Origin of the sequence: Flavobacterium gilvum (assembly GCF_001761465.1) — a bacterium.
In the GTDB taxonomy this organism is placed as follows: Bacteria; Bacteroidota; Bacteroidia; order Flavobacteriales; family Flavobacteriaceae; genus Flavobacterium; species Flavobacterium gilvum.
In genome coordinates this window covers 1013048-1031318 of the sequence record NZ_CP017479.1, presented here as the reverse complement: position 1 = coordinate 1031318, position 18271 = coordinate 1013048, and the positions used below count along the sequence as shown (strand labels likewise).

At 35.1% G+C, this 18271-nt stretch carries 20 protein-coding genes; 2 read left to right on the top strand and 18 right to left on the bottom strand.

Features of this window, described 5'->3' with window-relative positions:
* Positions 1-108 precede the first annotated feature (108 nt).
* Positions 109-723 carry an outer membrane beta-barrel protein gene (locus tag EM308_RS04470; RefSeq protein ID WP_035632828.1) on the top strand — a complete coding sequence of 205 codons (615 nt, stop codon included), beginning with the start codon at positions 109-111 and terminating at the stop codon, positions 721-723.
* A gap of 164 nt (positions 724-887) precedes the next feature.
* Here EM308_RS04470 and EM308_RS04465 read toward each other — a convergent pair whose 3' ends face one another.
* The 18 genes from EM308_RS04465 to hemA form a co-directional block, all read right to left on the bottom strand.
* On the bottom strand, positions 888-2489 hold the full coding sequence (locus EM308_RS04465) for a fumarate hydratase (RefSeq protein ID WP_035632826.1): 1602 nt from the start codon (positions 2487-2489) through the stop codon (positions 888-890).
* A gap of 270 nt (positions 2490-2759) precedes the next feature.
* Positions 2760-3233, bottom strand: a complete 474-nt coding sequence (locus tag EM308_RS04460) for an FKBP-type peptidyl-prolyl cis-trans isomerase (RefSeq protein ID WP_035632882.1) — start codon at positions 3231-3233, stop codon at positions 2760-2762.
* A gap of 80 nt (positions 3234-3313) precedes the next feature.
* A complete protein-coding gene (locus tag EM308_RS04455; RefSeq protein ID WP_035632822.1) occupies positions 3314-4753 on the bottom strand; it encodes a nucleoside recognition domain-containing protein in 1440 nt (479 codons plus the stop codon).
* 214 nt (positions 4754-4967) lie between these two features.
* Positions 4968-5681: a 3'-5' exonuclease gene (locus EM308_RS04450; protein ID WP_035632820.1), complete on the bottom strand. Its 714-nt coding sequence runs from the start codon at positions 5679-5681 to the stop codon at positions 4968-4970.
* A gap of 140 nt (positions 5682-5821) precedes the next feature.
* Entirely contained in the window at positions 5822-6292 is a 471-nt protein-coding gene (locus tag EM308_RS04445) for a methylated-DNA--[protein]-cysteine S-methyltransferase (RefSeq protein ID WP_035632818.1), read from the bottom strand.
* A gap of 17 nt (positions 6293-6309) precedes the next feature.
* A complete protein-coding gene (locus EM308_RS04440; protein WP_035632816.1) occupies positions 6310-6510 on the bottom strand; it encodes a helix-turn-helix transcriptional regulator in 201 nt (66 codons plus the stop codon).
* Positions 6500-6994, bottom strand: coding sequence for a hypothetical protein (locus EM308_RS04435; RefSeq protein ID WP_035632814.1), 495 nt, complete (start codon positions 6992-6994; stop codon positions 6500-6502). Before EM308_RS04435 ends, EM308_RS04440 begins: the two co-directional genes overlap by 11 nt.
* 167 nt (positions 6995-7161) lie before the next feature.
* Complete coding sequence (locus tag EM308_RS04430) at positions 7162-7542, bottom strand: c-type cytochrome (RefSeq protein ID WP_051877588.1); 381 nt, start codon at positions 7540-7542, stop codon at positions 7162-7164.
* A 7-nt stretch (positions 7543-7549) separates the two neighbouring features.
* Complete coding sequence (gene hemB, locus EM308_RS04425) at positions 7550-8548, bottom strand: porphobilinogen synthase (RefSeq protein WP_035632809.1); 999 nt, start codon at positions 8546-8548, stop codon at positions 7550-7552.
* 136 nt (positions 8549-8684) lie between these two features.
* The gene (gene tnpA, locus EM308_RS04420; protein WP_035632807.1) at positions 8685-9143 is read right to left on the bottom strand and encodes an IS200/IS605 family transposase; all 459 of its coding nucleotides are present in this window, start codon (positions 9141-9143) and stop codon (positions 8685-8687) included.
* A gap of 47 nt (positions 9144-9190) precedes the next feature.
* On the bottom strand, positions 9191-10129 hold the full coding sequence (hemF, locus tag EM308_RS04415; protein WP_051877587.1) for an oxygen-dependent coproporphyrinogen oxidase: 939 nt from the start codon (positions 10127-10129) through the stop codon (positions 9191-9193).
* A 53-nt stretch (positions 10130-10182) separates the two neighbouring features.
* Positions 10183-11844, bottom strand: a complete 1662-nt coding sequence (locus EM308_RS04410) for an ATP-binding protein (RefSeq protein ID WP_035632804.1) — start codon at positions 11842-11844, stop codon at positions 10183-10185.
* Between the two features lie 92 nt (positions 11845-11936).
* A complete protein-coding gene (locus tag EM308_RS04405; protein WP_035632802.1) occupies positions 11937-12317 on the bottom strand; it encodes a hypothetical protein in 381 nt (126 codons plus the stop codon).
* Between the two features lie 68 nt (positions 12318-12385).
* Positions 12386-13414, bottom strand: a complete 1029-nt coding sequence (hemE, locus tag EM308_RS04400; protein ID WP_035632879.1) for a uroporphyrinogen decarboxylase — start codon at positions 13412-13414, stop codon at positions 12386-12388.
* 58 nt (positions 13415-13472) lie between these two features.
* Complete coding sequence (locus EM308_RS04395; protein WP_035632799.1) at positions 13473-14135, bottom strand: uroporphyrinogen-III synthase; 663 nt, start codon at positions 14133-14135, stop codon at positions 13473-13475.
* 157 nt (positions 14136-14292) lie between these two features.
* The gene (hemC, locus tag EM308_RS04390; RefSeq protein ID WP_035632796.1) at positions 14293-15219 is read right to left on the bottom strand and encodes a hydroxymethylbilane synthase; all 927 of its coding nucleotides are present in this window, start codon (positions 15217-15219) and stop codon (positions 14293-14295) included.
* A 136-nt stretch (positions 15220-15355) separates the two neighbouring features.
* On the bottom strand, positions 15356-15760 hold the full coding sequence (locus EM308_RS04385) for a GxxExxY protein (RefSeq protein ID WP_035632795.1): 405 nt from the start codon (positions 15758-15760) through the stop codon (positions 15356-15358).
* A 141-nt stretch (positions 15761-15901) separates the two neighbouring features.
* Positions 15902-17158, bottom strand: coding sequence for a glutamyl-tRNA reductase (gene hemA, locus EM308_RS04380; protein WP_035632793.1), 1257 nt, complete (start codon positions 17156-17158; stop codon positions 15902-15904).
* 227 nt (positions 17159-17385) lie between these two features.
* Here hemA and EM308_RS04375 point away from each other — a divergent pair, with 227 nt between their 5' ends.
* Positions 17386-18258: an AraC family transcriptional regulator gene (locus EM308_RS04375; protein ID WP_035632791.1), complete on the top strand. Its 873-nt coding sequence runs from the start codon at positions 17386-17388 to the stop codon at positions 18256-18258.
* Positions 18259-18271: the final 13 nt, after the last annotated feature.

Genomic DNA, 18271 nt, shown 5'->3' with positions numbered 1-18271 from the left:
TTAATACTTAAAACCTTTTAGGAACTTTATCATCACTTATTAACAAACAATTAGTAATCTTTTTGATTTTTTCTCTATATTTGTTAGAAACAAACAAACCTTGAAATTATGAAAAAATACAGTTTATTACTTTTCGCTTTTTTATTGTCAGCTGGTATGATGGCTCAAGACAGAGGATCAGTTATACTTAATGCTTATGGAAGCTACGTGTTCTCAGACAAAGTGGACTTTGATTACGGACATATCAAAGTTGGTGATGGTTTTATGTATGGTGCAGGATTTGAATTTTTCCCTCAAAAGTCGTCATCTATAGAACTTAAATACTTACGATTTGACACATCAATGGAAGCTAACGTTTTTCAATACAACAGCAATAAAAGAGTAGACGGAAACGGTGCATTCAATTTTATTTTAATTGGAGGTAATCATTATTTTGATACTGGAAACAATGCAGTTCCTTATTTAGGAGGTGGGCTTGGTATGGCTATTACCGAAGGTCCTAATGGCGGAAGCGACACTAACTTTGCATGGGAACTTAAGGGAGGTGTTAAAATCAAAACACATTCCAAAGTTACTGTAAGCCTTCAGGCATCTGTCATATCCACTTGGGCCGCTGCCGGTACAGATACTTACTGGGGTTATTATGGTCCAATTGCCGTTCAGGATTATGCGGTTTCTTATCAATTTGGACTTGGAACCATTATTGGATTTGATTTAAAATAAAAGACAAACAAACACAGATAAAAAAAGCAACTCAATCGAGTTGCTTTTTTTTTATGGAAATATCTGAAAATGAGAAACCGCAAATTCACAAATTTTAATTCCAAAATCTTTGAAATAATTTGCGAATTTGCGGTTAAAATCTTTACAACTTGCCCTATAGAATATTACAAATTGGCGAAGAAATCATTCCCTTTATCATCAGTAATAATAAAAGCAGGGAAATCTTTAATCGTAATTTTACGAACGGCTTCCATACCTAATTCCTCAAAATCAACTACCTCAACCGAAAGAATATTTTCTTTGGCTAAGATTGCCGCTGGCCCACCGATAGACCCCAAATAGAATCCTCCGTAGGTTTTACAGGCATTCATCACATCTTTAGTTCGGTTTCCTTTGGCGAGCATTACCATACTTCCGCCATTTTTCTGGAACTCTTCCACATACACATCCATTCTTCCGGCTGTAGTCGGACCAAAACTTCCCGAAGCCATTCCTTCAGGTGTTTTTGCTGGGCCTGCGTAATAAATTGGGTGGTTTTTAAAGTATTCCGGCATTGGTTTACCCGCATCCAATAGTTCTTTGATTTTGGCATGAGCAATATCACGAGCTACAATCAGAGTTCCGTTTAATTTCAAACGTGTTTTGATTGGATATTGAGATAATTTTTTAAGAATATCAGCCATTGGTTGGTTCAAATCGATTTCAACCGCTTCTTCCAAATGTGGTGGCGTCTCTGGCAATAACCGTTTTGGGTTTACTTCCAATTGCTCCACAAAAATTCCGTCTTTGGTAATTTTTCCTTTAATATTTCTGTCGGCTGAACAGGAAACTCCCAACCCGACTGGGCAAGAAGCAGCGTGGCGTGGCAAACGGATTACACGAACATCATGTGTAAAATATTTACCTCCAAACTGTGCTCCGATATGACTTTCCTGGCAAATTAACTGTACTCTTTTCTCCCACTCCAAATCACGGAAAGCCTGACCGGCCATGTTTCCAGATGTTGGCAAATTATCAAAATAACCAGCAGAAGCTTTTTTCACCGCAGCCAGATTAGCCTCAGCCGAAGTTCCTCCAATCACCAAAGCCAAGTGATACGGCGGACAAGCTGAAGTTCCCAAATCCATTATTTTTGCTTTGATGAAAGCATCCAATGATTTTTCATTCAGCAACGATTTTGTTTGTTGGTACAAATACGTTTTGTTAGCAGAACCTCCGCCTTTTGCCAAAAATAAAAAGTCATACGTTGCTCCTTTTTTGGCATAAATATCAATCTGAGCCGGAAGATTCGAACCCGAATTTTTTTCCTCAAACATACTTATTGGCACAATTTGAGAATAACGAAGATTTCGCTCCTGATAAGTGTTAAAAATCCCTTTTGAGAGCCATTCAGCATCATCGACACCTGTATATACATTTTCGCCTTTTTTGGCCATTACAATCGCTGTTCCGGTGTCTTGACATGAAGGCAATTCACCATCAATGGCTACAACTGCGTTTTGTAATAAATTATAAGCAACAAAACGGTCATTGTCTGTCGCTTCTGGATCATCTAGAATGGCTCTTAATTTTTCTAAATGCGAAGTACGCAGCATAAAGGAAACATCTTTCAATGCCTCTTGCGCCAATAATTCTAATCCTTTCGGATCAACGGTTAAAATTTCTCGGTCTCCGAGTTTTTCAATTTTTACAAAATCAGAAGAAATTTTGCGGTATTGTGTATCGTCTTTTAAAATTGGATAAGGATCCTGGTATATAAAGTCCATAATTTAATTTTTTAGAATGCCAAATATAAGAATTGTTAAAACAACCACCGCTGATTTATATCACCTTTATATCACGTTCTTTATCAAATTATTGAAAAATTACAAAAATTTACACCTAATAAAACATCCGTAGAAACATTGCAAAGCAACACCTCTACGGATAACACTCCCTTAAAAAATAAAAGCACCTTGTGTTTTACAAGATGCTTTTATTTTTTTTTATTTTGACTAAAAACGAAAAGTCTTCAACTCAATTATTCGATAAAAATTTTAATTGTTAACCGAAATAAGTTTTACGTCAAAAACCAAGACTGTACCTCCGGGAATTCCGTTATAATTAAAACTGCCATATCCCAAATGAGCCGGTATTAACAAAATACCACTTCCGCCCTCTTTAAAATACTGAAGGCCTTCATTCCATCCTTTTATTACTTGGCTTAAATTAAATGAAATACCTGAATCAGCACTTTGATCAAAAACCGTTTTGTTTGTAAAATAAGCTTTGTAAGTTACTGTAATATTCGAAGTACCTGTTGGTTGTTTACCCGTTCCCTCTTCGGTGATTACATAATACAAACCTGAACTTGTTTTATGGGCATCTAACTGATTATTGGCAATGTAAGTTTGTATTTCTTTGTCATTTTGAGCTGAATAATCAATTGGGGTTACTTCTTCCTCTGGAGTATCTTTGGTGGTACAGGAAACAAAAAATGTAACGAGAATAGCTAAGAATGTATATTTCATGGTATAATAATTTTGGCGCGAATTTAAGTTTTTGAAATCTAAAAATTTCAAAAGTTTTTCTTAAAAAAACGCAATAATTATTAAAAAAACCAACTTGCCACAAAAATAGCTGTAATCACACAAATCAAGTCGACGATAAGCATTGTTCCCAAGGCATAACGAGTGTTTTTGATATTAACCGAACCAAAATATACCGCAATTACATAAAACGTACTTTCGGCACTGCATTGAAAAATACTGCTTAATCTACCAGTCAAAGAATCGGCTCCAAAAGTATTCATCGAATCAATCAAAAATCCTCTTGATCCCGCAGAACTGAACGGTCTAAGCAATGCTACCGGCAGAGCGTCGGTAATTTCTTTGCTTACACCCATATTTGAAAAAACAAAAGCAATCCAATTACTGATAATTTCGAACAAACCGCTGTTTCTGAATAATGAAATTGCCACCAACATTCCCAAAACATAAGGAAAAATAGTAACTCCTGTTTTCACTCCATTATTAGCTCCCGACACAAAAGCTTCAAAAACGGTAGTCTTTGCTTCTGTAAATTTCTTTTCTTTAACAAAAGACAAAATTAAAGTCGCAACAATAATTACCACCAATATCAAAGCAGAAAGATTCGAAGTGAAATAATTTTTTCCAATTAAATCCAAATGATTTACATACATCAGCAAGCCGACTATTGCTGCTATTAACGCCATTAAGGATACAACCAAAGAGGCACTTTTGAAATTAATTTTTTGCCTAATTCCTACAATTAAAAAAGCGGCAATTGTTCCAATAAACGAAGTAATGATACATGGCAACATCACATCGGCAGGATTTGTGGCATTTGCGGCCGCGCGATAACCAATGATAGAAGTGGCGATTAATGTAAGACCTGAAGCGTGCAAACACATAAACATAATCTGTGCATCGCTCGCCTTGTCTTTTTCGGGGTTGATTTCCTGTAAACTTTCCATTGCCTTTAATCCAAACGGAGTTGCAGCTGAGTCCAATCCCAAGAAATTAGCAGCAAAATTCAAGGTCATGTAGGAAATCGAAGGGTGATTTTTTGGAACGCTTGGAAACACTTTAACAAAAACCGGACTCAAAAGCTTGGCCAGTTTTTCGGAAGCTCCAGAAATAATTAAAAGCTCCATCAATCCGCAGAAAAAAGCCAGATAAGCCATAAGCGGCAATACCAAATCAAGCAACGTACTTTTGCAAGTGGGCAACAAACCATCTGATTTTTGAACCCCACTAAAAATTTTAACGGTTTTGTTTTTATACACATAAGTCGTGTCGGCATTCAGTGTATCACGGTTGATAATCATTGTCTGATCTTTCGCCTTTTTGATACTGTCTTTGATAAAAACAGGTACTTGCTCAATGTATTTTTCGGATATTAAAATAGGGTCATCTTTTTTTCCATTCAATACAAAATCTAAACTATAACTGCTCCCAGTAAACAAACTGACAGCAACGAAAACAATCGACGAAATGAAAATAACCAACCAAAATCTACTTAATACCATAATTTATAATTTTTGTAAATGTAAATGAATCAATGGCAATTTCAAAATTCAATGGCAATGGCAATGACACTATCAATTGCAAAATTCAATGGCAATATGAAAAATATTCAATTTTGATTGACTTTTGAAAATTAAGAAGGAATTTTAATGTTTTTAAATTCTTTTTATTGTCATTGATATTGAATTTTGCAATTGATATTGTTATTCAAATTCTTTAAACATGAATTATTTCTTCCTCAATCAATAAATCTTCTCGTCGTAATCGGAGAAAAATTTGTGCCACAGCGATGGTATCTTTTTCACAATACGTTACAATTCTGTCAATGTCTTTTTCTACATAAAAAACGTGACCTACCTGACTCCCATCAATATCGCCTTTTGGCGATGGGATACCGAGAACTTTACACAATAATTTCAATGAAGTGAAATGTTTGTAATCGCCAAACTTCCACAATTCCAAAGTATCAAGATGCGGAATTTCCCATGGTTTTTTGCCAAATAAATTGAGTTTATCGGGAATTGGAATTTGGTTGATAATCATTCGGCGCGCCAGAAACGGAATATCAAATTCCTTGGCGTTATGCCCGCATAAAAGATGCTGCGGCTGATTGAAATGGTTGTTCAGCAAATTATTGAAATCTTTTAGGATTTTTGGCTCTTCGCCAAAGAAAGAAGTAACCCTGAAATTTCGGACATCTCCTTTGATGACAAAATACCCCACAGAAATACAAACAATTTTCCCAAACTCAGCCCAAATTCCTGCTCGATCATAAAATTCTTCCCCCGAAAACTCCTCTTTTCTTTGGTATGATGTTTTTTGTTCCCAAAGGTTTTTCATTTCGTCATCCAAAGAATTATAATCCGCAGCATCGGGGACGGTTTCAATATCGAGGAAAAGGATGTTGTTGAGATTTATTTTTTCAATCATAAAAATTTATTTTGCCCACAAATTACACGAATTATCACAAATTAATTAGTGCAAAAAATCACTCAAATTCTGATAAATTAACTTTTATAAATCTATAAAAATAATTTATGCAAATTCGTACAATTCGTTTTTATTTGCTTTTAAAATAAACTTTGCTGAGTGCTTGGATTTTCGTGTTCCAAAAGCCATTTTTTTCTCCATAAACCTCCTGCGTAACCTGTGAGCGAACCATCAGTCCCAATGACTCTGTGGCAGGGAACCACAATCCAAAGCGGGTTTTTCCCATTGGCGGAAGCCACAGCACGAATGGCTTTGACATCACCCAATTTTTTGGATAATTCCAAATAAGACATCGTTTTTCCAAAAGGAATTTCGAGTAACGATTTCCATACTTTTTGCTGAAATTCGGTACCAGCAGGATTTAATTTGAAAGTAAAATCAGTTCTTTTTCCTTCAAAATAATCATTGAGTTGAGAAACAACTTCCTGTAAAACGGTCGGAATTTCTTTTGAAACAATTCCCTCATCTGAAACGGAAATTACCGATATACCATTTTCGTCACCAATAATTTCGGCAATTCCTAAAGGTGTTTTTATGTAGGCTGTTTCCATTTTATAAAAGTAAAAAATTAATCCGTTTCCTCAAGTTCGAAAATCTCATTAACCGATTTCTCAAATAATCTTGCAATTTTCAAAGCCAAAACTGTAGAGGGAACATACTTTCCTGCCTCAATTGCATTGATGGTTTGACGGCTTACGCCAATCTTTTCCGCCAATTCTGCTTGGGTGATGTTGGCAATGGCACGCTGCACTTTTACACTATTCTTCATCGCTAGACATTTTATTATATTGGTACAACTTCCAGTGAAAAAGAATAATAAAGAAAAGCAAAAGAGAAAATATGTTTGCATATAGAATGTCTAAAAATGTCATTCCATAAACAAAAATTAATCCAAAAAGAAGAATTACATAATTAACATAGGTCGCCCAAACCAAACTTTCTAATCTTATTTTCGACACCATTTCATCTTCTACTTTTACTTTTGAAAAGCCCACCAAAATTCCAGATATAATTAAAGGACATAAAATCAATTCGTCTATTATGTTATTTTTAATCATTTTAAAAAAATGTGTCTTGCGATCCCAAAAATCAACATCTATTATTGCAAAAACCTTAAAGTTTAATTTCTCTTCAAAGTAATCATTAAACAAATCTTGATTAAAAAGGCATAAAACATAAAAAACCAAAACCGAAATAAACACAATCCACCCGAATTTTTTAAACCGATGTGGAAACAAATAGTTGATTTTCATAACGTTCAATTTTTAAATTAGTAATCAAATGTAAAATTTATTTTCCAATAAGACAAGTTTATTTTACATTTTGTAAAATAAAATACACAAATTTAAAATGTTACAATAAAAAAACCATTCGTTTACACAAATGGTTCTTCTGCTTTTTAAATTAATATCTATTAAGACTATTTCAAATTGGAATAAATATAGGCTTCTATCGCTTTTAATTCTTCGTCTGAAAAAGTTTTAGTAATTTCCAAATTGGCTTGCATTACCGGAAACTGCTCCGGATCAACAATCGCCTCACCTTCACCTTTGAGAAAATTAACCAAATTTCCGCTTTTGTCTTTATAGATTTTGGCGATTGCTGCAATACTTGGTCCAACTACTTTTTGGTCAACTTGATGACAGGCAACACAATTTCCTTTGCCTTCAAAAAGATCTTTTCCTAAAGCTTCGGGAGTTTGAACTTCAGTACTTTCATTTGATTTTCCAAAAGGTTCCTGGCTTTCTTTTTTACAGGAAAAAGCTAGAACTGCTGCTGTTATTAATACAATTTTTTTCATTCCGATATTATTTTTTATTCAAAAGTACGGCGGCTTCCTTTGCAAAATAAGTCGAAATCAAACTTGCGCCTGCTCTTTTGATACACATTAATTGCTCCATCATAATTTTGTCGTTGTCTAACCAACCTCTTTCGGCAGCGGCTTTTATCATCGCATATTCGCCCGAAACATGGAAAACCGTTACGGGAACATCCACAGCATTTTTCACCTCACGAACGATATCCAAATAGGCTATTCCGGGTTTTACCATCACCATATCCGCGCCTTCTTCTACATCCCAAAGAGCTTCTTTTACGGCTTCGATTCGGTTGGCATAATCCATTTGATAGGTTTTTTTGTCTTTTGGAACAACCACATCGGCTTCTCTTGGCGCGCTGTCCAAAGCATCGCGGAAAGGTCCATAAAACGCCGACGCATATTTTGCTGAATAGCTCATGATTCCCACATTATGGAAACCGGCGGCGTCTAATCCTTGACGCAATCTTAAAACGCGTCCGTCCATCATATCAGATGGAGCTACAAAATCGGCACCTGCCTCGGCATGTGAAACGGCCATTTTTACCAAAGCGTCGTTAGTAGCATCGTTTTCGACATCGCCATTGGTAATAATTCCGTCGTGACCGTAAATCGAATAGGGATCCAAAGCCACATCGGGCATTACAATCATTTCGGGGCAAGCCGTTTTGATCGCGCGAATGGCTTGTTGCATCAATCCGCTTGGATTCCAAGCTTCTTTGCCTGTATTGTCTTTTAAATCCTCGCTTACTTTTACGTAAATATTAACTGCACGGATTCCTAATTCAAATAATTCTTTGACTTCGGCAACGGTTAAATCTATCGAACGACGGAAAATCCCCGGCATCGAGGGAATTTCAACCTTTACATTTTCGCCTTCGGCAATAAACATCGGGAACATAAAATCGGCCGGACTTAAAGTCGTTTCGCGAACTAATGAACGAATGGATTCGTTAACGCGTAATCTTCGGCCTCTGTGTAATGGGAACATATGATTTATGATTTTTAAAGCTCCATCGGAGCGCAATATTTATAGAATGTTTTTTTAAAATTCAATCAGAGCTCCATCGGAGCGACATATTTATAGCATCCGTCGGAGCGATATATTTATAGACATATTTGTATTTTCAAACATCTTCAAATACATATTCATTATTATAATCTATATTGAATGCTTCTAAAAAATCAATGTATTCTTCTTTGAATGTTTTCTTTTTATGATGTTCTTCTTGATTTTGAATATAATTGATAACGTTTGTCAATTGTGAATGGTTATATGAAAAAGCACCAAAACCGGTTTGCCATTCAAACTTCCCATTAATCCACCTCTTTTCATTGATAAATTTGGATGAATTAGATTTTATATCTCGAACTAAATCAGATAATGCTTTATTAGGTTTTAATCCAACCAAAATATGAATGTGGTCATGCATTCCGTTAATGGCAATTAATTTTTGGCCTTCATTTGTAATGATTCCTGTGATATATTTATATAGCTCATCTTTCCAATTTTTGGAAACTAAATTTTGCCTTCCTTTAACCGCAAAAACAATATGAATGTAAATTTGTGTATAGGTATTTGCCATTATTTTGCTATAAATATGTCGCTCCCATGGAGCTTAAATTCTTGATTTCAAATTCTTGTTCTATAAATATGTCGCTCCCATGGAGCTATCCAATCAACAGGTTTCTCTAATACATTCAATAATTTTTCTTCTTCACTTCCCGCTTCTGGATGATGGTCATACACCCATTGCACGTGTGGAGGTAAAGACATTAGAATACTTTCAATTCTTCCGTTGGTTTTTAGTCCAAAAAGCGTGCCTTTGTCGTGTACCAAATTGAATTCCACATAACGACCACGACGAATTTCCTGCCAGGTTCTTTGTTCTGGAGTGAACGGAAGATTTTTTCTTCTTTCTACAATAGGCAAATAAGCATCCAAAAAGCTGTTTCCCACTTCAGATACAAAGTTGTACCAATCTTGCATAGAACGTTCTTGAGTGGCTTTTAAATAATCAAAAAACAAACCGCCAATTCCTCGTGCTTCGTTGCGGTGTGCATTCCAAAAATACTCGTCGCATTTCTTTTTGTAAAGTGGATAAAACTCGGGATTATGCTTATCACACGAAGTTTTACAGATTTGGTGAAAATGTTTGGCATCTTCTTCAAACAAATAATAAGGCGTTAAATCCTGACCTCCGCCAAACCATTGCTGAATCACATTACCATTATCATCGTACATTTCAAAGTAACGCCAATTGGCGTGAACTGTTGGCACCATTGGGTTTTTTGGATGCAAAACCAAACTCAATCCACAGGCAAAAAAATCGGCTTCGCCTACGTTGAATAGTTGACGCATTGTATCCGGCAATTTTCCATGAACCGCCGAAATATTCACTCCGCCCTTTTCGAAAACGGCTCCGTTTTCAATCACTCGGGTTCTTCCACCACCGCCTTCAGGGCGTTCCCAAATATCTTCACGGAATTTGGAAGTTCCGTCAGCAGCTTCTAATCCTGCGACTATTGTGTCTTGAAGGTTTTGTATGTATGTATAGAATTTATTTTTCAATGTTAAAAGTATTAAAAGTGTCTAAAAAAGTGTCTAAAAGCATCTAAAAGTGTCTAAACTGTTTCCCAATAATATCCCGGTAAACATTGTATTTTACCCTCATTACCTAGAGCAGAAAGAAAATTAGTTACTTTCTTTTTCTTTTTATCCTCCGAAAGAATAGCTGAAAGTTTAGGAATAATTAAATCATCAATTGCTTTTCGTTTTGTTTTCCCAAATTTCTTCAAATATTCCAAAATCATTTCTTTAAAATGAGCATCATCAAAACTTCTATTCGCTAAATATTCTCTTTTTAATTCTTCGTTATTAACTGATTCTACAATAATATGCGAAAGATAAATATTGGGTTTTCTACCTTCAATATATTTGTTTTTTTTAAGAAGCTTAAATTCACTTTCAGAAATATCCTTCTTCTTTTGCACTTTATCAAGAAGAATAATTTCTTCTAATCTCAACTCTTTATTGTGAATTAATATTCTAGCAAAATTTTCATCTAAAATTTTGCCCGTTATTGTCACCTTAACTTTGTTATCGTCAAAATTATAATCAGGCAAAGGGAAAAAACGTTGTTTTTGAAAGTTAAATATTTTTCGAATGCCTCCGCCTTGAGTCTCAATCATATCCAAATTTTTCATTGCTTCGACTAAAAATGGATTTCGATACACCTCTTCCGGAGTGTCATTTAGTACTACGTCTTCAACTGATTTAGGCAAAAAAGAACCATAATTAGAGAAAACCAAGTGGTCGTCTTCAAACTCAACAACATTAATTCGGGCTCCTTTTGAATAATCTTGATGAGCAATTGCATTATTTAAAGACTCTCTAATATTGAATGGCTCATATCGTAACACCTCATCTGGAAACAAGGTTCCATCTCGTAAATAACGGTATTTTAAATTTCTGATTTTTTTATAAACTTCATCAACAGACAATAAAAACGGAATGGAAAATATCTCAAAATCCTTATCCTGATTGTCAACAGTTTTTAAATTCCATCTGATTTTTACCGATGAGTCCAAATAATGTTCGGACTCGTCTTTCCCTAAAAGAATTAAAGCTGTTCTAGTTATTTTTCCTTTAATGGTAAGTTTGGATTTATTTAAAAAGTCGGCATCGTTCCAATTATCAACTTCATCTGAATATTTAGGATTCCTTTTTTTAAATTCAACCCGAGCTTTTTTAATCGCCTCCTGATCCAAATCTTCTATGGTTGCCTCTTGTATAATTACTTTAGACCAATCCTCATTAACTTGAAATTGAGTCAAAATAGCATCTAATCTTGCTTTGGTCATTTCGACCAAATTATCATCAATACGTTGCCACGTTTTTTTATGAGCATAAACGGGTAATCTGAACTGATGCTTAGGAATTTGAAAAATCCAAACCGTCTTGTTAGTATCAGATGTAATGAATTCTTGAACACTAAATGTTTCAACGTTTAGATTCGTAATATTTCCATTAATTCTAAATCGAATATTCTCAATTGTGTAACCTGCAAAATCTTGAATTCCAATGATATTCAATGTCTTATCTTGAATTCCAATTATCAAATTTCCACCTTGCATATTAGCAATTGCTGAAATATAAGATATCACATCGTTCCCGGCATCACCCGAAACAGAATTCTTTAACGACTTAAACTCTTTCCATTCGCATTTTTCATTTTCGATGGGATATCTTGTCTTTAAATAATCTTGTAACTCTTTTTCAGTCATAGTGTTGATATAATTGTCATTACAAATATAGAAAAGCAAATTTATTTTTATAATTCAATCAAATAATACGTCTTCACTTCTTACTAATCCTTTTATAAATTGGCCTTCAAAGCGGCTAACTTATTAATAATTCCAAACGAAAAGACTTTGCTTTCCTGTTGGATATAATTATAAATAGCAATGGCTTTTTCTTTAAAATCAAACTGACTATCCTTGGAAAAAGCAACCAAAAAATCAGCAAATAACTCCAACTGATTCCAATCCAAATGAAGCCGTTGCAAATGAATAATCAATTCTTCTTCTTCAAATTCTTGAAGACTTTCGACATTCATCGCCAAGTCTTTTAATTCATTTTCTAGAAAAAGTAGGTCTTCCAAATTCCAAAACTTGGGCACATAAACCAATGACATCAGCTTTTTGAGCACATTGTCAATTCGGATACTTTCCTGATCTCGTAAGCCTTTGTTTAGCATTTTCTTATTGGTTGTTTGTTGATAGTTGTTAGTTGATAGTCGTTAATGATTTTCCCAACAACCGCCAACTATTTTTCTCCGTATTCCTTCACCGCATCCACAAACGCTTTGGCGTGGTCTACAGGGATATTTGGTAAAATTCCGTGACCTAAGTTCACAATGTATTTGTCTTTTCCGAATTCGTCAATCATTTCATGAACCATTTTCTTGATGGTCGGAATCGGAGAAAGTAATCTTGATGGATCAAAATTCCCTTGTAAAGTCACGTTCCCACCAGATAAATAACGTGCATTTCTTGGTGTGCAAGTCCAATCAACTCCCAAAGCCGATGCCTTACTTCTTCCCATTTCGTTAAGGGCAAACCAGCATCCTTTTCCGAAAACAATAACGGGAGTAACCTCTGCCAAAGCCTCAACAATTTGGTTGATGTATTTCCATGAGAATTCCTGATAATCGACAGGCGAAAGCATTCCGCCCCAAGAATCAAAAATCTGAACGGCATTTACTCCCGCTTTTACTTTTTCTTTTAGATATAAAATCGTGGTATCGGTGATTTTTTGCAATAAAGTGTGTGCTGCAACCGGGTTTGAAAAACAAAATCCTTTGGCTGTATCAAAGCTTTTCGATCCTTTTCCCTCAACGGCATAACAGAAAATTGTCCAAGGCGAACCCGCGAAACCAATCAAAGGCACCTCATCGTCCAGCATTTCTTTGGTCAATTTTATGGCGTCCATCACATAACCCAAAGTTTCTTCGATATTTGGAACAAAAACCTGATTTACCTGTTCCATCGTGCGAATTGGATTTGGGATAATTGGACCCAAATTATCTTTCAATTCTACGTGAATTCCCATCGCTCTAGGCACTACCAAAATATCCGAAAACAAAATCGCTGCGTCTGGTTTAATGATGCGAATAGGTTGCACAGTAATTTCGGCAGCCAATTCCGGAGTTTCACAACGCGTGAAGAAATCGTATTTGTCACGCAAAGCGCGGAATTCTGGTAAATATCTTCCTGCCTGACGCATCATCCACACCGGCGGGCGTTGTACTGTTTCTCCTTTTAAGGCTTTTAAAAATAGGTCGTTCTTTATCATTTTAGTTTGTTTGTCTTTCAAGAGACCTAACAGGTTTTGAAAACCTGTTAGGTCTTAATTATTTATATTCTGCTATTACATCCTCAATCACGTTTTCAACCGATGGCTGTTCTGCGACGATTATATTTCTGGTTGTTTTTTCTAAAGCTTCAGCGGTGGTTTCGCCAATGCAAAAGCAAATTTCGTTTTTTATTTTGTTTTCAGCCAAATAACTTTCTACGCCCGAAGGACTAAAAAACAGTATGGCATCGACTTTAGTTTTTATTTTATGAGGCGTCAGCGTGGTTTCATACACCTGAATTTCGTTGAAGTTGACTTTGGCTGTTTTCAAGGCTTTTGGCAAAGTTTCTTTTCGGAGATTGCCACTAAAAAAAGTATAGCTTTGTTTGCCATAAATCAAAGTGATGATTTCGGCCAAATCGGAGGCGTAATCCACATAAACCTCAACCGTGAAGCCATTTTCTTCCAACAAGGCTTTGGTTTTCAAACCAACACAAAATACGTTTTTGGATTTTAATTCTCCATTTTTTGGATGAAGCAAAATGCTCTGAACCGCATTTTGACTAGTAAATATCAAATTATCGTTGATTTCTTTTAAGTCAAAATCTGAACTTTTGGTTTTGATGAAATTGGCTTCGGTTACCTCAAAATCCTCTTTTATCAATTCTTCTTTTTGAACGGATGAAAGAATTTTGGTGGATAGTATGTGGATTTTACTCATTTTTTGTTTTTTTGAATAATTCTGAAAAAGCCAAATGTTTCTCTTTTAGCCCCGATCGAAGGGAAAATCCTTTTTTTTGCCGATTTTTCATCGGCTAAAAAAAGATTGGAATGAGAGCGGGAACCCATCTTGGCAAAAATGCCTAATCATTCGCTCCTTATTTTTTCAAACTTTCTTTTATCGTTTTCATTAACTCTGTTCCACCATTTGCAAAAATTTCCTGAGCCGAATTATAGCCTAGTTTTTTCCATTCTTCGATAGGAACTATTTTGTTAACTTCGATTTTTTGTTTTCCGTCAATCGAAAATAAAACTCCTTTGAAATCAATGGTATCTTCAATTTCGTTGTATTTTGCTAAAGCCCCGATTGGTGCGGTACAACCCCCTTCTAGCGTTTTTAGGAATTGTCTTTCAATATGTGTACAGACTTCGGTTTCAATATCGTTTAGTTGTCCAACAGCATCGCGGCAAAAATCGTCTTCGGCCATCGCCACAACTACCATTGCTCCTTGCGCGGGAGCGGGTATCATCCAATCTAAGTTAATGTAATTTTCGGGTTTCAGGTTGATTCTTTCTAAACCGGCAGCGGCAAAAACGGCTCCGTTCCAATTGTTTTCCTGTAATTTTTGCATTCGGGTATTTACGTTTCCGCGCAAATCGACTACGGTATGATTGGGATATTTATTCCACCATTGAGCCTGACGGCGCAAACTTCCGGTGGCAACAGTTCCTTCTCCCTGCAAAAAATCAAGATTGCCTTTGTGCACCAAAATATCTACAGTATTGGCTCTTTCCAAAACAGCAGCTTGAACAATCCCCATGGGCAAAGCAGTGGGAACGTCTTTCATAGAATGTACAGCAATATCAACCTGACCATTTATCATGGCAATGTCGAGCGTTTTGGTAAAAATTCCGGTTATTCCCAGTTCGTAAAGTGGCTTATCGAGAATGATATCGCCTTGTGATTTTACGGCAATAATTTCGGTTTTATAACCCAAATCGTTTAGTTTTTTTTCTACCGTGTGGGCTTGCCATAAAGCGAGTTCACTGTCACGGGTTCCAATACGTATTGTTTTTTCAGCCATTTTCTTTTTTTTACCATTAAGATATTAAGGAACATTAAGCTTTGTATTGTATTTGAGAAAATTAAGTTTTTAAAAGGTATAAACTTAATTTCCTTAATCTCTTAATGGTTCAATCTCTTTAAGGCAATTTTTATATTTAATCTGTTAATCTTGTAAAAAACTCATTTACAAGTGGTTTCATTGATTTTGTTATGTTCAGGGTGTTAAAATTTATCAATAATCCTTGAGGTCTTTGTAACAATTTCATATACGTAAGCAATTGTGCTTCGTGAATTGGTAAAAGGTTCTCTATCGCTTTCAATTCAACAACTACACAGTCATTCACAAGTAAATCAATTCTTAAATCAGATTCTAATTCAAGGTCGTAATAATCTATTTTAACAACCAATTGTTGTTTAACATCATATCCATTTTGTTCTAATTCATATTTAAGGCATTGTTCATAAATGCTTTCTAAAAGTCCGGGGCCTAAAGCTTTATGCACTTTTATGGCAAACCCCGTAATTTCATAAGCTAATTGCGTAACATCTTTTTTTGTCATAGAACGTTTTTTTTCACCATTAAGATATTAAGGTTCATTAAGATATATTTTATAACACCTCTAATCTTAATTCTCTTAATATCTTAATGGTTAAATTATTTAGCCTCAAAACTTAATTCTCTTAATATCTTAATGGTAAAACTATTTTGAATTCGTTTCTATTTGAAATACTTTTTCGATCCAATCGATACTTTCGTCTACCATTGTGTCTTCATTTTTTAAATGGTTGGCAAAATGGGTTGTAATTTTTTGGATGATTCTTGAACTAATAATTTCGGCTTGTTCTTCATTGAAGTTTGCAATTTTTTTGCTTTGAAAATCCAACTCCGAATTTTTTATCGTGTTTAGCTTCTCTTTCAAGGCATTAATCGTTGGCGCAAACTTTCTTGCTTTGGTCCAGGCGACAAATTCCTCCTTTATTTCTTCAATAATAGACTCTGCTGCCGGGATATGGGCCTTTCTGTTTTCCAATGTCTCGTCAGTCATCTGAGATAAATGATCCATATGAATCAAAGTAACACCTTCAAGGTCTTTGACATTTTCGTGAACATTTTTTGGAATGGATAAATCCAAAATCAACATCGGTTTTTTCAGATTCAGAATGGCTTTGTCGATAGTCGGATTTTGAGCTCCCGTAGCCACCACCACAACATCGGCTTTTTGCAGTTCGATATGCAGTTCCGAGTAATCCTTAACAATAAGATTCAACTTTCCAGCTAATTTCTCGGCTTTGTCTTTGGTTCTGTTGATTAAGGTAATGTGTTCGTTTTTGGTGTGTTTTACCAAATTCTCGCAGGTATTTCTTCCGATTTTCCCTGTTCCGAAAAGTAAAATATTTTTGTTTCCAATGTCTGGAACGTTCTTGATAATATATTGAACCGAAGCAAAAGATACCGATGTGGCACCCGAACTGATTTCGGTTTCGTTTTTTATTTTTTTGCTCGCTTGAATCACTGCGTTGACCAATCGTTCCATAAACGCGTTGGACAATCCTATTGCTCTGGCTTCGGCAAAACCGTTTCGTATTTGGCTGATGATTTCAAAATCTCCCAAAATTTGGCTATCCAAACCAGTTCCAACACGGAATAAATGCGAAATCGCTTCTTGATTTTTATAAACATAAGCCACTTTTTGAAAATCCTCAACAGTTCCGTTGCTGTTCTCACAAAGTAATTTTATTAATTGATAAGGGTGTTCGGCATAGCCGTAAATTTCGGTTCGGTTACACGTTGAAGTTACAAATAAACTCTTGATTCCCTCGGTTTTGGCTTGTTCCAATAAACGTGTTTGAGCTACAGTATCAAGACTAAATTTACCTCTTATTTCGGCGTCAGCTTTTTTATAGCTTAATCCAATAGAGTAAAAAAACTGATGCTTAGAACCGTTATGATTTTCCATATATACACTTTCACTTAAAGTATTACAAAATTATTATTATCGTTTCTATAAAAACAACGCCAAAAGTACTTTTTGTGTCGCTACATGCTTTTTTGATTTTAATTCGTTATTTTATGATAAAAACTGCTATTTTTGTGGCATTAATGAGGTCGTATTTCGGCTTATTTAGAATGATTTTAAATAAATAACTAAAAAAGGATTTTTTTATCTGTTAAAAAAATATCGCTATGGGTTCACAAGATATTATAACAATTGAAGATGATTTTACCCTACTTCGTTTTCAAAATGACTCCGATGTTTCCTTTCAAGCTCAGCATGAGGTTAGTAGTGGATTGATTCAATTTCATTTTGGATTAAAGGGGAAGGCAAAATTTAACTTTAACCAAGGGAATTATGCATTGGATTTAAATGAAGAAAAATCTTATTTATTTTACAATCCTCAAAAAGAATTACCACTCAATTTGGAATTAGCGCCTAATACTTGGGTCATTTCAATTTTAATTTCGATTCAAAAATTCCACCGCTTATTTTCAAATGATGCAGGACATATTCCGTTTTTAAGCGATGAGAATAAAGACAAAAAATATTATAAAGAGGGAGATATCAGTCCTTCGATGGCAATTGTTTTGAGTCAATTGTTTCATTATAATTTGAATCCTTCCATCAAGAATTTGTATTACAAAGGCAAAGGTTACGAATTATTGAGTCTGTATTTTAATCGTTCCGAAGACCCAAATGCAGAACAATGTCCGTTTTTGATTGACGAAGAAAACGTGTACAAAATAAAAAAAGCCAAAGAAATCATCATTGCCAACATGGCTGAACCACCAGGATTACAAGAACTTGCAGACGAAATAGGTTTGACTTTAAAGAAACTAAAAATGGGTTTCAAGCAAATTTATGGCGATACCGTTTATGGCTATCTTTTCGACTATAAAATGGATTATGCCCGTCAATTGCTAGACACTGGTTCATACAATGTCAATGAAGTGGGATTGAAAATTGGGTACAGCACCGGAAGCCATTTTATAGCGGCTTTCAAAAAGAAATTTGCCACAACCCCAAAAAAATATTTGATGTCTATCAATTCAAATGTGTAAAACATTATCAATT